The sequence below is a fragment of the Pontibacillus chungwhensis BH030062 genome (assembly GCF_000770675.1).
Lineage (GTDB): Bacteria > Bacillota > Bacilli > Bacillales > BH030062 > Pontibacillus > Pontibacillus chungwhensis.
Window position 1 is genome coordinate 1 of sequence record NZ_AVBG01000020.1, and the last position, 15,003, is coordinate 15,003.

General features: G+C 38.2%; 8 protein-coding genes and 1 pseudogene. 5 read left to right on the forward strand and 4 right to left on the reverse strand.

Going from position 1 to position 15,003, the window contains the following annotated elements:
* Window positions 1–18 precede the first annotated feature (18 nt).
* From N780_RS17780 to N780_RS17795, 4 genes and pseudogenes are all read left to right on the forward strand, one after another.
* Window positions 19–1,208, forward strand: a pseudogene (locus N780_RS17780) (ISL3 family transposase).
* A 472-nt stretch (window positions 1,209–1,680) separates the two neighbouring features.
* Complete coding sequence (locus tag N780_RS17785) at window positions 1,681–2,235, forward strand: hypothetical protein (protein ID WP_036787272.1); 555 nt, start codon at window positions 1,681–1,683, stop codon at window positions 2,233–2,235.
* 957 nt (window positions 2,236–3,192) lie between these two features.
* Entirely contained in the window at window positions 3,193–6,582 is a 3,390-nt protein-coding gene (locus tag N780_RS19345; RefSeq protein WP_052115157.1) for a peptidoglycan-binding domain-containing protein, read from the forward strand.
* A 220-nt stretch (window positions 6,583–6,802) separates the two neighbouring features.
* Window positions 6,803–8,203 (forward strand): CAP domain-containing protein, encoded by a 1,401-nt coding sequence (locus N780_RS17795; RefSeq protein WP_036787274.1) that lies wholly within the window; start codon window positions 6,803–6,805, stop codon window positions 8,201–8,203.
* 80 nt (window positions 8,204–8,283) lie between these two features.
* Here the strand turns inward: N780_RS17795 and N780_RS17800 are convergent, their stop codons facing one another.
* From N780_RS17800 to N780_RS17810, 3 genes are all read right to left on the reverse strand, one after another.
* A complete protein-coding gene (locus tag N780_RS17800) occupies window positions 8,284–9,006 on the reverse strand; it encodes a PQQ-binding-like beta-propeller repeat protein (RefSeq protein WP_036787276.1) in 723 nt (240 codons plus the stop codon).
* Window positions 9,007–9,621 carry a PQQ-binding-like beta-propeller repeat protein gene (locus N780_RS17805; protein WP_198135883.1) on the reverse strand — a complete coding sequence of 205 codons (615 nt, stop codon included), beginning with the start codon at window positions 9,619–9,621 and terminating at the stop codon, window positions 9,007–9,009.
* 80 nt (window positions 9,622–9,701) lie between these two features.
* Entirely contained in the window at window positions 9,702–9,899 is a 198-nt protein-coding gene (locus N780_RS17810) for a hypothetical protein (protein WP_036787281.1), read from the reverse strand.
* Window positions 9,900–10,138: 239 nt separating this feature from the next.
* On the opposite strand from N780_RS17810, the gene N780_RS17815 reads away from it, so the two are divergent.
* Window positions 10,139–12,931, forward strand: coding sequence for a glycosyl hydrolase 108 family protein (locus tag N780_RS17815; protein WP_036787283.1), 2,793 nt, complete (start codon window positions 10,139–10,141; stop codon window positions 12,929–12,931).
* Window positions 12,932–13,004: 73 nt separating this feature from the next.
* On the opposite strand, the gene N780_RS17820 is transcribed toward N780_RS17815, so the two are convergent.
* Window positions 13,005–14,819: a hypothetical protein gene (locus N780_RS17820; RefSeq protein ID WP_036787286.1), complete on the reverse strand. Its 1,815-nt coding sequence runs from the start codon at window positions 14,817–14,819 to the stop codon at window positions 13,005–13,007.
* Window positions 14,820–15,003 lie beyond the last annotated feature (184 nt).

Sequence of the window (15,003 nt, forward strand, 5' to 3'; positions counted from 1 at the left end):
AAGAAGTAAAGGAGTTGCGTGTACGTGTATTCTAACATGCCAGTACCAGGACTACAAAATGTAATTATAAAGAAAAGTGATGAAGTGAATGGGGACTTTCATCTTCATGTGGAAGTGCCGTAAAAGAAGCATAGATGTAAACAATGTGTATCGAACTTAGAAAATCCAACACCTCAAGATCTTTGAACGCACAACTTATCTCTTTTACCGGAAGCGTCGCTATATCTGTAAATGTGGAAAGCGTTTCTTTGAAGATAACCATCTCGTAAAACGATATCAACGGCACTCAAAGGAGTGGAATCAAGCTGTAGGTCTTCGGGTTATACAGGGCAAAAATTTCAAAGATACAGCCGCACTGTTTCGTACCTCGCCAACCACAGGGATGCGACGGTTTGATGAGCTAGCCACTCCAATGTTGAAAAAAGTAGAAACCCTCCCGCCAGTCATCGCGATTGATGAGTATAAGGGCGATACAAGTGCAGGGGAATATCAAGTCGTTATCGCCGACGGAGACACTGGCCAACTCCTAGATATCCTTCCTGATCGCTCGGTAGATACTGTGAAAGAATACCTTCGGGAGAAGGGATCTGAGGTAGAGATGGTCAATATGGACATGAGTCACGCCTTTAAATCTGCGGTAAAGAAAGCCCTGAGGAGTCCTGTTATCGTGGCAGATCGTTTTCACTGCTGTCGATATATCTATTGGGCCCTTGAAGGTGTGAGGAGGCGGGTTCAAAGCGAATTTGATGACTATAATCGGAAGAAATGTAAACGCAAGAAACACATCTTTTACAAACGCGAAGAGAACTTAACTGAGAATCAGAGATGGCACCTAGAGCGTTATTAAGTATGTCTCCAGGTATGATTTAAAGTAAGCTTTTCGATTCGTGAGTGGTTTGAGAGGGCGAAAGGGATTGGTGTAGAACAACTTTCGAGGGTGAAGGATGAGTTACATAGCTTCTATCAAAAGGTACATGAAGCTGTATTACCCAAGTTTATACTGGGAATTAAGACCCTTAAAAACTGGCAGAAGGAAATCCTGAAACAGTTTTGCATTTGATTATAGCAATGGTTTCGTAGAAGGAATTAATAATCAAACTAAGGTTATTAAGCGAAACGCATTTGGATTCAGAAGGTATGATTGCCTTCGTCTAAAAGTACTTCTTCACCATCAGGACAAGAATACAAAAGATTTTCAAGTTGGATAAAGATAAAGGGGGGAGGAGCTTGCCTCCTACCCCAACAATTGACTTAGAACCATTTTCCAATCTTTCACCGTTTATAACATAAATTCATTACCTGAATAATCCTTAAGCAATCTATAAATACTTTAAGCATACCTTTCTCTCACGGGGGAAAAGGTGTTGTCGCCTTCTAAAATTAAAATCCATGAAAAATCTGGTTCAATTCTATCAACATTAGTCGCAGTACATAGAAGTTTACTTTACTATAGTCAATTAAAAGGTCAAGGAGTAAGTAAATATGTGGAAGAAGCTCTGGATGCTGATTAGAGTTTTCCTTAAAGTTATTAATTGTAATCGTTGAGTCTTTGCATCATCTAGATTCTACAAATGGTAAATATATCTTCAACATCTATAAAAAGCAACCGATAAAATAAGTGGGAAAATGTGCTTACTTAGTATTTTTCTTAAACTTGATAGTATATGGAGGGAATACGGTATGGTGATAAAGAATCCTTTTATGGATAATTTTATTATTCATTTTGTATGTGTAGTAGCAGGTATTTTAACCGAAGGTGTTTTATTGATTCCTTACATCGGAATTCTGATTTATTTGAAGAAAAAACGTGAGAAAAATGCATCTGAAGAAATTAGAAGAGAATTAAATGAAGAACCCAAAATCCAAATAAGATCATACATGGAAGAAATAGGATTTGGGCAGTTGGGGGTTACAGAAAACTATCTCTTCTTTATACCTAAGCGTAAGAGAGAGGGATCAGTAATAGTTAATTTTAAGTATATTAATTATTATGATGCAAAAACAGTAGCCACATTAACTACAAATAAAACAACAGATTTTGATGGATCAGAGGAATCCTCTCCAAGAAAAGCACCTGTGTTTATGGTTCAAGGAATCTCTCATGATCAGGTAGAATTCAATTATATATGGATTACGGGACCTGGCATAAGTAAAGCAAACAAAAAATTATTTGATGTTGTAAATTCGCTAAGCAGTGCTCCTAAAAAAGTACATGTTGCTAGAAAGCAATTATGAGTTATAGGTAAACTAATAAAGAACTTAATCCTCATTTTTTACAAGGGTAAATTAGTTCCAAAATTATTACTATATTCAGTAAGTGCGGTTAACGATACTTTACTAGAAGTTACTACGTCCAAACGTGAGATTACTGAAGTAACTCTTGAAGAAGCTCCTGCTAGTGATGGCTTTTGCCTTAGGAGAACCTCGTGCCGCTATTGTAAAAGTCCCTTCTGATTTAGAAGATAAGGAAGGGCCTAATATTTTCGAGGTTATTGGAAGGTTTATTGAGTGTTAAAGTTGTAAATAATGTTTTAGTTGCTGACTCTATAAGTCAAATTAGTCTTTTAGCTTCATTAAATGATAACGGCTTTGAAAAAATGTGAATGCTAATCTAATTGCTTAGTATGATGCAGAATAGTTGGTTCTGAATATACACTTGAAGACATTCAAGCTGATATCACGCTTGTAAAATCAAATGTCGCAGCTGAACGAGCAGTAGCTGCTCTTAAATTACTAGATACAGACGAAGCAATAGAAGTTTACTCAAGAGTAAAGTAAACTTATCTTAATAAAAGGTTAAACATACATTATATTCATGATGGATCATTTGAGTCTTAATGCCTTCGCGTGTTAGGGCTATTTTTATGGGAAGGAAATAATGAACTTTAAGTATAAAGTGTTTCATATTATGTTGTGGGAAGAAAATGAGAGAAAAGTATTAATCATTCAAAGCGCAGATGGGTTAATTGGTATCTAATTGAAAGATTGATTGTTCAATTTCTTTCCGCTTCTAAAACCTATAACGTGGTAAAATTGAACTAATTGTCTTTTTGGTCAAACAATCCAAAATTTTATAAGAAAGGAGATGTACTCAGAAAATAGGGTGAAGAGGTTGTTGCCATATCAACAAAGATAATTGAACAAAACATGTAGTGAAAGAAACATATAAAATCGTCGAAGGGAAGTAGTTTTTTGGGAAAGAAAATTGTCAAGCAATTATTTAAGTTATTATTAGTTTTTACATTAGTGTTCACCCTGGTTGTAGGTACCAACATAACTCATGTAAAAGCATACACTGGAGATTCATTTGAATTACATAATAGAACCGGAATAAATATATCATATAGCTGGGGTTCCTCTTTGCCAAGCTTTGTTAATGATTTTGGATACGAAGATATCCACCCCTATTACACCATACAGATTTCAGATCCTAAGAAGTGGCGGATTATAAGGCATGTTCCTCTAGGTACAACTGCGTATAATGTTGTTTATGGGGACATCAATTGGAATACGTTATTAGAGGCCGAACTTGAGGTAGTTACAGGTGCTGTAGGCAAGGGAGTTAAAAAATTTAACCGGAATATAGTTGATAAAGCAGCAGAATTACTAGATCATTATGAAGAAGGGTACGCGTACAAGGATTTTAATAATGTTACTACTTTCTATGATAATATCTTAAGCAAAGATGGAGAAACCAAAGATGTGGAGGAACTCATAACTAAGTGGTATCAAGTCAACCAGGGTGACATAGATGTAGAATCAAAGACAATAAGTATGGTAGCTTATGCGATTGGTTCAACCTACCGACAATTTGACACGAAGGAAAGTTGGGAAATGTTAATCCCTCCATTTGATACTAGGTTTATAACGGGTGGTTTTGGGTCGCAGTTTGTGCTTATGGATGATAAAATCCAACTTTACCATTTGACGAGTGTGGGTGAAGGGGCTAAATATAAAGAGAATAATAAGTTATCCATATATTTGCGATCTTACAGTAAAACATTGAAGCCTAAGAATGCTCCTGAATTGCGGATGATGGTACATGATTTATACAATTTAATCGAAAATAAAGGAAAAGGCTACAGGGTACAGACCCCTTATGGGGATTATGCTCAAAACCTTTATTGGGATTACGTGACAACGGAAATAGATATGCAGATGTCTGAAATGCTAAACAACATGGAGAAGAGAAGTACTCCGGTGGAACAACCTACTACAAATACTGACACTCCAGAAATATCAGAACCCACATACGATTACCTGGAGACGGGCGACCGTGGCCAGAGAGTTGTGAAGGTACAGCAACAACTGAACTTGGTCGGATATCCTTTAGTCGTCGATGGAGTGTATGGTCCTAACACGAGAAATAAAGTAAAGGAGTTTCAAGGGGATCATTCTTTGTCTGATGATGGTGTCATTGGACCAAATACAGAAGATAAATTGAACTTGTTAAGTAAGAAAGCACCTTATGATCAGATATCTAAAGCAAAATCCCTCATGAAAGCAAATGATACGAGGCTTGAGAGTATCCAATTGCTAAGCAAATTAAGCCAATATCCCAACGTACCGAATGATGTTCAAGTAGAAGCGAAAAAATTACTAGCAGAGATCAAAAAGTCTTCTAGATACGGTGAAGCTGAATGGTACTACAAAGAAGGCAACTATCTCAACGCTCTCATCATAAGCGAGGAAGCTATGGAATACGGCTACCAAACAGAAGAAGCTCTTAATTTTGCAGAAAAAGCTGCAAGAAAAGTGTTGAGCGAAGCGTATAAGCTTAATGAAAATGGGGAAAACAAAGCAGCGTTAAAATTGTTTGAACGAGTAGAAGAGAATAGTACGTATTTGAACGCTATCCAAGAAGAAGCGAAAAGGGCAATAAAAACCATATATGAAGGTTCTAGTTTAGGAGAAGCCAAATGGTATTATAATAATGAGGATTACACGAACGCCCTAAGACTGGGAGATAAAGCCATACAATACGGATTCGATACAGATGAATCGAGAGCCTTTATTGATAAAGCAGCGCAAAGAGTGTTAGACAAAGCCTATAAGGTGAATGAAAACGGGCAGAAGGCACAAGCCTTGAACTTATTTAAGTTTGTCGAGCACTATACTGAAGTGACCGAAAAGATACGAGAGGAAGCTTCAGGAGGAGTCCGAACAATTCGAGAAGGCTCAAAGATTGGTGAAGCTACCTGGTATTTTGAACAAGGTAATTATGTCAATGCTTTGAAGATGAGTGATGCAACCATTGAGTATGGCTATGATACGAAGGAAACGAGAGAGTTAGCGAATCAGTCAGCACGTAAGCTGTTGGATCAAGCATACCAACTCAACAAAGATGGGAAAAGAAATGAAGGTTTGAATAAAATTAACTTTATCTTAGAGTACACGATTTTATCTGCACCGATTCAGGAAGAGGCTGAAAAAGCTCTAAAAGCCATTAAGGAGGGGTCTACCTTTGGTGAGGCGGAGTGGTATTATGAGCAAGAAAACTTTATCAATGCCTTACTATTGAGCCAAGAAGCGATTCAGTATGGATACGATACGAAAGAATCACGTGATCTGGCAAACCAGGCTGGGCGACAACTGTTAGATCAAGCACAGCAACTGAAAGCTGATGGCAGCATAAAAGAAGCACTGAAGTCATTTGAAATGTTAGAAGGGTATTCCATTTTAGAAAATTCTTTGCACCAAGAAATTGGTCTAGCTATCAAAACGATTCGAGAAGATTCAAAGGTAGGGGAAGCCACATGGTACTTTGAAAAGGGTGATTACACAAATGGTCTCATACTAAGTGATGAAGCTATCGAATATGGGTATGATACAGAAGAATCTCGCAATCTTGCCAATAAATCAGCGGAGAAACTATTGAATGAGGCATACCATTTGAATAGTTCAGGTGAAACGAAGAAAGCATTGGATTTATTCGGGTTCTTGAAAGAGTACAGTAGTATAGCAGAGAACCTTCAACAAGAGATCAATGATGCTATACAAACGATCCGGAGAGAATCAAGGATAGGCGAAGCGAAATGGTACTTTGAGAATGGGAACTTTATCAATGGTCTCATCTTGAGTGATGATGCGGTTGAATATGGGTATGATACGAAAGAATCCCGAGACCTTATCAACCAGTCCGCAAGAAAGTTACTAGATGAGGCTGCCCAATTAAGTACGGACAAAAAGCCAAAAGAGGCCCTCGAACTATTAGAGCTTATTGAGAGTCAAGAATATGTACCAGCTGCTCTTTTGGAAGAGACGAAAGAATCTGTACAATCCACATTAGCAGCATCTAAAGTCATGGATCATAGTGAAGCGGTAGATCAAAACAAGACTTGGACAATTAAGTTCAATAAGGAACTGGATGTATCCGACTTAAAGAAAGCGGGAATCAAGGTTCTTGATCAAGATGGGATAGGAGTAGAAGTAGCTATTACAAAAGGAAAGAATGGCGAAATTGTCGTCCACCCACCTGAAAGCGGCTACGAAAAAGGAACAGAATACAAATTGATGATCAGTAGCGAAATTACGACTTATGGCTTGAAAGAGCCTGTTATTTTTACATTTAAGATAAACTAGGATTGCCTATGAGGATATAAGTAGGCTGAGGATTAGGTGAGTAAGCATAAAATAATCTATTAGGCTACCAGGATACCAAAATTGATTGGTTGAACGGTAGCCTATTTTTTTAAATAGTTCAATATGGTTTTACATGTTTAAATGTCGGGCAAATCCCCCGATATACTACATGTGAGAAGCTCCGCATATCTAGCTAAATATCTTTATTGGAGGAAGTATAATGAAAATAATAAGGTATGGTATATCTGCATTAACGTTTATGTTCTTGTTGTTATATGTCTCAAGTATTACTGCTGCATCTACTAGCTTTAAAGAGTTCGATCCCGTAACAGAAGTTAAACCCTATAAAGATTGGACGATCCAGTTTAACACCGCAATGGATGGATCGACCTTTAACAAGATTAGAGTTGAAGATTCAAATGAGAACGCAGTTGACGTAGTAGTCTCCATTGACGATGACAACATGAGAGCTATTGTTGGAGCTCCAATGGAAGGATATTTAGGGGGAGAAACATATACATTAATCATTAGTAGTGATATAGCATCCATAAGAAATAAAAAGTTACAAGAAGAAGTTCGTATTGATTTCAAGATTAAAAAGGGTCCAGAGATGAACAATACAAAGGAAGAGGTTGCGACGAAATGGAACTCATATAAGCCTCTATTTCAAGGTGATCCATTTGCGGTAGCTCCCAGTATATCGTCCCCTTATGCTATGGGAGAAATAAAAGATGGATTTTTACAGGATGGTGTTAGGATGTCTAATTTCGTCAGGTATCTTTCGGGTTTACCGGATGATTTAGAGCTCAGCCCATCTTTAAACGAACAAGCCCAATATGGTTCCGTTGTCACAGCAGCAAACGGTTATTTAAGTCATCACCCGTCAAAGCCAGATGGTATGAGTGAGGAATTCTTTGATATTGGATATACATCGACTTCAAGTAGTAATTTGAGTCAACAATACACAAAAGAAGACTATACCTCTTCATATGAAGTGGAAGATACCATTCAAATGGGGACGTTGGAAGGTTCAGTGTATAGTTATATGATGGATGAAGATGCTTATAACATTGGTGGAGTTGGTCATCGCCGTTGGATATTAAATCCTCCGCTTAAAAAGATAGGATTTGGCTTTGCAATCAATGAAAATATGAATGATTATTATCACTATACTTACTCAGCTATGCAAATTTTCGACAAAAGTAGAGTGGAAGAGGTCGAGTATGATTTCATAGGGTGGCCAGGCAATAATAGATATTTCCCTAATGAATTCTTTAAAAGTGATGTACCTTGGTCCGTATCTTTAAATCCTAATAACTATCAACCTCCAAATATGAATGAAGTAGAAGTCCGCTTAAAGAGATTATCAGATGGTGAATCTTGGACTCTGGATAAGAACGATACTGATTTTGATGAAAACGAGCGTAATGTACCTGGAGAATATTTTAATGTGAACAATCAATGGATGGGAATTCCTTATTGTATTATATTCAGACCTGATCCAGAAGAGATAAAGGAGTATACTGGCTTGTATGAAGTTACGATAGAAGGATTGAAAGATCGTAACGGTAATGATAAATCTCTTCAATACACGGTCAGTTTCTTTGATATGTTGAAATAATCTAGTAAAAAAGATCACCTTTATGATTGTAAAGGTGATCTTTCTTTTTATTCTGGCTTAGTTTGCGAGTCTACTGTATTTTATATACCGCTATGCTTGCTTAAAACATACAAGGACTGCTTAGGACTAATAACAATATCGTAGACAATATCGTGACTATCAAGCTCCACTTCCCATTTTTTCGTTCCATCAGGACTCAGAGCATAGATCTTTCCACTTTCGTTCCCTACATATGAGTTGCCTTCCTTATCGACTGCAATGGCTTTGACCCAATCTCCTGTTTGAAAAGACCAGGAATCTTTATTCATAAAGGTATCAAAATCATATAGATCATGTAGTTTTTCATTCTCATAGTCTAGCCTAGAAGATGGAGGTACTTCATCAACTTCGTCTAATTCAAGCTTGTATAGATTCCCAGCTTCTCCACCTATATAGAGAGCGTTATTTCTCGTGATAATAGGCTTAACGGAAATTATTTCCCCTGTTCTTGATGATACGTACTTAGAAGAACTGGTCGTTGTTGTCTCGAACTCCATTTCCCATTTTGGTGTTCCGTCAGGCTTCATGGCTCCGACTTCACCGACATAACCACCAAAGTATATGGTTTCGTCTGGCCCTACAACAGGTGTAGAGTAGGCTGTGTTTAAATGAGGGTACCTCGTGAGAAAATTATCGTTATGGAAGTATAAATTATGTGCGAATAAATAGCCGCTAGATGTAAGTGTTGGGGTGGTAATAAATCCATTGAGGGTAAACTGGCCCTCATCACCAAGAGTATCGATGATCACCCCGTTTTGACTCACTTAATAAAGCTTTCCTTTTTGATCTCCTGAAAACGAAGATTCAGTTCCAATATATATGGACCCGCCAGGACTTATAGTAGGCCCGGAATAGGTAACCACTTCATCTAATAGGACTTTCCAAGCTTCTGTTCCATCTGGATTGAGGGCGAACAGACCTCCCTTGTAGCAAGAAGTCTCATCACATAGCTTTGTCTCTCCTTCAGCAAATTGTCCTGAAACTCCGAAAAATATTCGACCATCTTCTGCAATTACTGGGGCGGTACGGATTTCTGCACCTTCTCCGATCTTAAAGTTCCATTCCAGCGTTCCATCTGGAGAAAGGGCATACAAGATTCCGCTAGAATTACTAAAGTACATCGTTCCGTCTTCAGCAACAGCAAGCTTGGAATCCGCCCAGTTTCTTGAATCAGATAACTCGGTTACTTGACGTACTTCGTCTGGCCCTTTGAAGGTCGAATGTCCTGTCCAACTACGTGGTGCAGGCAGGATAGCGCTTTTGTCATATGCTCCATCTGCATATCCCTTTCCTTGTTGGAAGGGTTCATTATTAAAATCAGGCTGATCGGTTTCTGATTCAGTAGTAAATGTCATGTGTACTTGGCTATCTAATGACACTCCCCTTGCTGAGGGAATTGTAGGTTCCATTGTTAAATGGTATGTAGTGTTCGGAGTATATGAAGAGGTGGGGGCTACAATTATCTTGTTTTTTCTTGATCTACTGTAATAGGTATATTAGCTCCTCGATCACTGATCACATACACAGATTTTGTATGTACCGTATTTGGATTTACATTCACGTTAAACTCAATGGTCCATTCTTTTTCAAGAGAGACATTTTCAAACGTGTACTCTGAAGTAGCATGCACTGATGTAAGGTTACTTTCGAGGATCATAAGGTAATGTGTGCTCCGATAAGAAATATAGTTCTTCTCACAAAATTCCTCCCGTAAAATTGTCTTTCATTTTGCAATTTTAGTTGGATAGGATAAAAGTTTCAATAAATCTACTATATTCCTGAAGATTTTTGTGGGTAGTTTTAAAAATATTTAGGTATAACTTCTCATTTATATGTTATATCGGTATAATCGGTAGGTATTACCTTTAAAAGAATAAGGAGGAATTATAGTAAAATATGAGAAATGTTGAATTGGTGAGGAAGACTCTGATCTCCTTTATTTTCTTTATGCTCATTCTAAGTTTAACGGCATACTCTGTTAGTGCAGAGGCAACTAGAATGAAAGATCAAGGTATAAAGAGTTTTCAAGAAATGATTAACGTTCCAAATGACAAAGAATGGACAATTACATTTAATGAGAGTATGGATGTATCAAGCATAAATCGAAACACGGTCTACGTAAGAGATGAGAGCGGCAAGCCCGTCGAAACGATTCTCCGTATCGACGATGATAAATCGATTAAAGTAAAACCACCAATAAATGGATACATCCCAGGTGAAGTCTATACACTGTATGTCTCTAAAGCATTGAAAGCAAAGGGTGGTGGTTCCCTTAGAAAACCTGTAGAGCTCGTCTTTGTAGTTGAAGAAACAAAGAAGAATATCCCTCTCCAAACCATAGAGATTGGTCAGGATTCAGTATCTATGAATCTGGGTGATATTCAAGAACTAACCGCTAAAGTATCCCCATCTGATGCGACGAATAAAGAGCTAACCTGGAGGTCAGACACCCCTTCGGTTGTTGATGTTCAAAATGGTATGGCCATTGCAGTATCAGAAGGAACCGCAACCATCACGGTAACGAATCATGAAGGAAGCATAGATGATTCCATTCAGGTTGAAGTTGGTGAACGAACGGAAGTCTACAAAGTTTATGACGGACAAGAGTTTATGAAAGACCTAACAGATCAAGAGGAAGCGGTTAATTATGCTCGTACTCTTGAGCATGGGAAAGTGCTTGAAGAGGACTCTCTGGATTTGATTTGGGAGAAAGAGAAGGACGAATCTACCGAATTGGAATTAGGAGAGAGAGCTACGTTATATGGGGAACCAAGCTACCTATCAACAACGTACGGCACGCTATCCCCTCAAAAGGTAGCGGCGCTACAAAAGAAAGAAAATGGTTGGTATAAGGTCAAAACCTATTTAGGAGAGAAGTGGGTTGCTCCTGAAGGAATGACAGTAAAGGTAGAAGGGGAATGGTCTCTATACAACGAACCAACGATTACTTCTGAATCTGTAGGTGTGGTTAAAAATCAAGAGGTCATAGCAATTGGAGCAAAGAGTGATGGCTGGCTAAAGATAAACACACCAACAGGCGATAGGTGGCTCAATCAAATGATTAAGAAGACTCCTGAGAGGGAGCTAAACTTGATAGAACGCACAGTTCTGTATGGACAACCCGATGAGTCCTCGACTACATATGGTTCGTTATCTCCTCAATCGGTAACGGTAGTAGATCAAAATGGGGATTGGTATCAAATTAACACCTATTTGGGCCAAAAGTGGGTTCTAGTTAAAGAACCTCAGTTATCTTCTGATGAAGAAACAACAAGCACGTTGAAAACCATTCAATTGGAAGAAAGAGTAAAGCTTTATAAGGAATCAAATTATATGTCCGAGACCTATGGTACGTTATCACCGCAAGAAGTCAGTGTAGTTGAAGAAAAATCAAACGGTTGGGTTAAAATCGATACATATTTAGGTCAGAAGTGGGTCGCACCGCAAGGCCAAACGATGAATCTATCTGAAACTCATAACGTATATATGGATCCTGCATTCACATCAGAAACGATTTCAGAAGTTCCCGCTCAGGAAATAGTCATTACTCATGAGAAAGTAGGGCAATGGTTTAAAGTAAGCACGAGTAATGGAGATGGCTGGATTAACCTGAGTGGTAAACAGCCGTTACCTAATGAGGAGACTCAGATTACGTTGGAAGAGAGAGTCAACTTTTATGAAGAGGCCAGTTTCTTATCCGATTCGTACGGTTCCCTATCGCCGCAAACGGTAACAGTATTAGAAGATAAGGGGAATGGTTGGTACAGGATTCAGACATGGACCGGGGATAAGTGGATTGCCCCTGATGGAATCAAGCTGTCTGTTGAAGAGTCTACTAAGCTATTTAATGAACCTCATTTAAATGCCAAGACATTTGGCCAAGTATCGCCGCAAGAAGTAACAGTTATTGGTGCTGCGCCAGGCGGTTGGTATCAGATCAAATCTTGGGTGGGGGATAAGTGGATCGCGCCTAATGGTGTAGATTTTATACTTAGAGAACAGACTTTCCTTTATGAAGAACCATCCAAAGATACGAAGATGAGTGCGAACCTATCCCCTCAAACCGTTAAAGTTTTGGAGAAGACGGGGGGAGAATGGTATAAGGTAAGCACATGGTTAGGAGATAAATGGATTTTCTTGGGTGAAGAGTTACCTGACGGTGAAGAGTCCTATCAATCCGCTATTTCGTTTGCAGCTAAATGGGAAGGTGGTTATTCTAATCACCCAAATGATTATGGTGGTTCTACTTATAAGGGAATTACTCAACGAACTTATGATGCGTACAGGAAATCTGTAGGCAAATCAACAAGGGGTGTCAAGTACTTAACAGACAGCGAATATACATCGATCAGCTATAATAACTATTTCGTACCTGTGCATGCAGATGAAATGGATGAAGCGTTAGCAATAGTGATGTTTGATACAGCCTTTAATTTTGGGACAGGGGGAGCAATACAATTTCTCCAACGATCCCTTGGTGTAGCAGCAGACGGAGCCTGGGGTCCAATTACAGACGGAGCGTTTAAAGATATACCAGTTTCCGAGCATAAGGATATAGCATTAGACATCGTTCAACAAAGAATCGATCACCGACATCGATTTGTGAGCAGAGATCCAGATCAAGAAGTATTCCTGGATGGGTGGTTGAATCGAGACAATGACCTAAAAAGCCATATTGAAGGCTTATAAAGAGAAGAGAATGAAAAGTCAGGATATGCATCAAAAAAGAGGTAACTGAAGTCAGTTACCTCTTTTGTTTACTTTACTTTTCAATAACAAAGTCCATTTTCACGTTTTCACCGAGAACAACACCATTCGTACCTTTGATATCTTTCATCCAAAGTGTATACTTTTGGCCTCTCTTGTACTCATTAACAGGTGAAATCGTTAGTTTTGTAGCATTGTCTTTCCGATCGATGATATAAAGCATCGGAACAATCTTATTATCCTCGTTTACGATGTACACGTTTTTCTCGATGATTGTTTCAACATCCATAGGAACATTAAACTCTACGTTCCATTCTTTTTCAATGCCTACATTTGTTTTTGTTTCCCATTGTTTGTATTCGCGAATGTCTTCCTCAGGATTGCTATTGGTTAGAATTGGGGAAGAAAAGATAATTGCGTGATTATCTATACCTGCGCTATTACCGTCGCCGTCATTCATATTTGCTTTTAATCGTAAGTATTGAGTTCCTGGTGGGATCGTTACCTCTATGTTATCTTCTGTTCGGTTATTTGTGAAATCTTCACTGTAAATGACTTGATCATCAGCAAGGATCGAAGCGGTAGTAGTCCCCAGGTCACCAGTAAGGTATTTGGAATCAAGGCTGATTTTTGTTCTTAGTTTGGAGTACGTATAATCCCCTATATAGAAATCAGCGTACATATTATTATCTTCACCATAATAAGAAGGTTCAAATCCATAACCGTGGGAAATCAGTTCACCATCTACTTCGAAAGGACGGCCAAAATCCCAATCTCCCATATGGAAGTCATCCGAATAGCTAGTACTTGAAGACCCTATGGAAGTTAAAGCTGTATAATCTCCAACAGATATAAGAGGGAGCTCATTGGTCAGTATAGGATCCTCAAATATTAAGCCATGAGTTCCTTGTTCTCCTCCATCTTGAACTACATAGAGATAAAGATATGTTGTGTCCTTTGGTATTTGTACTTTTACATCTTTAGAAGAAGTATTGTTTTTAAACTGGGCGCTATAGATTTTTTCATCATCAGCATAGATAATAGCTTGCGTTTTACCTAGATCGCCTTTTGTCCATTTTTTGTCGATGGAAATAGTGGTCTCAAGAGTAGTGTAAGAATAGTCTTTTATATAGAAGCTACTATACATTCTATCTTTATTGGCACTATAGTAACTTGGATCAAAACCATATCCGCGCGCTAAAAGACTCCCGTTACTACGCTGAAAAGGCAAATTGGACCAGCTGCTAAGGAAAGAATCGTCACTATCAGATGATGCAGCAGTACCGATAGTAGTTAAACTTAATTGATCTTTCTTCTTTTTCGGTGCTAATGAGTTAGTAAGCCTTGGATTATCATAAATAAGTGCGTGGTTACCTTGATTCCCTCCATCTTGTATAGCGTACAAAGTGATAGAGCTCGTGCCCTTAGGAACGGGGAGCTTTACAGTTTCTACACCTGATGTGTTCTCGAAGGTCCTGGAGTAGATTTTTTCATCGTCAGCATAAATGACAGCTTCAGTAACTCCATTATCTCCTGAGGTCATAGATTTATCTAATGAAATGGTAGCTTCAAATGTAGTGAAGTCTTGCTCTTTTATGTAATATTCAGCGAACATTCTTTCTTGTGAATTTGAGTAATAACTAGGTTCAAAGCCAATTCCGTTTGTTGACTTTTCCCCATTCGCTAATTCAAAAGGGTGATCATTCGACCATTCATTATAGTAAACGTCATCAGAATCATTAACCCCGATTTCCATACTTGAATTGAATTGGACTGAATTAGAAGCTGCATTTGTTCGGGTAGAGATCGTAACAATAGTTAATAAGACCAGTAAACTTACAAAAATTCCTTTTATAGGATATTTAAACAAGTTTTCAACACTCCTTTTATTATATTTTGTATCGGGTTTTCTAAATTCTCCTTTCTAGTAATTTAGACTTATAAACCGCTTCTATTAGAATAGTTAATTTTTACTTAAAAAACAACCTTTATATGGTGTGATTTCTATATTAATCTAATTTTCGGAGCAGGTGAATAACGTAGAGAAGTGTATC